Below are 1,061 nucleotides of genomic sequence, written 5' to 3'. Positions count from 1 at the left end.
TGTGTTGTCCCGGGACGTTGGTGACACGCGTGCTGGGTGCTTGAACGGGTGAGGGCCTTCTGGGTTCGGTGTGGATTGCGACATTCACGCCCGACCGCAGGAGGCCCTCGTGTCCCACCGTAATGCCCCACTGACCCCGACGGGGCGGTTGCGTCTGGCCCGGTGCGTCGTGGACGACCACTGGCCGCTGCGACGCGCAGCAGAACGGTTCCAGGTCAGTCACACCACCGCTGCACGCTGGGCGGGCCGTTACCGGCTGCACGGCGAGGCCGGCATGCAGGACCGCTCCAGCCGTCCCCGCCACCAGCCCCGAAGGACAGCGGCCACGGTGGAGGAACAGGTCGTGCGCCTGCGGCAGGAACACCGCATTGGCCCGCTGCGACTGGCCGTCCGATGCGGGATCGCCCCCTCGACCGCCCACCGGATCCTCCAGCGGCATGGCCTGCCGGTCCTCGCGGCCTGCGACCGGGCCACCGGCGAGCCCGTACGACGCTACGAACGCGCCCGGCCGGGCGAGCTGGTCCATATCGACGTCAAGAAGCTCGGCCGGATCCCCGATGGCGGCGGCCACAAGGCCCTCGGCCGGGCCGAGGGCCACCGCAGCCGCACCAACGGCGTCGGCTTCGCCTACCTCCACACCGCCCTCGACGACCACTCCCGCCTCGCCTACACCGAGGACCTGGCCGACGAAACCGCCCCGACCTGTGCGGCGTTTCTCCGACGGGCGACCACCTGGTTCGCCGCCCACGGCGTCACCGTCGAGCGCGTCCTGACCGACAACGCCTGGGCCTACAGCAAGAACACCTGGCGCCAGACCTGCCGCCAGCTGGGCATCAGCCCCCGCTGGACCAGGCCCTGGCGCCCGCAGACCAACGGCAAGGTCGAACGCTTCCACCGCACCCTGCTCGACGAATGGGCCTACCAGAAGCCCTACACCTCAGACCACGAACGCAGGGAAGCGTTCACCCACTGGCTGCACTGGTACAACTACCACCGACCCCACACCGGCATCGCAGGCCAAACCCCCGCCAGCCGCGTCACCAACCTCCCCGAACAACACA

General features: G+C 70.3%; 1 protein-coding gene. It reads left to right on the top strand.

Annotated elements, in window-relative coordinates:
- Positions 1 to 109 precede the first annotated feature (109 nt).
- On the top strand, positions 110 to 1,061 hold a 952-nt coding region (locus ACZ6IM_RS42715; RefSeq protein WP_267717423.1), incomplete at its 3' end, for an IS481 family transposase.

The organism is Streptomyces sp. NPDC042336, assembly GCF_055581985.1.
This window is presented reverse-complemented; position numbering and strand designations above follow the sequence as displayed.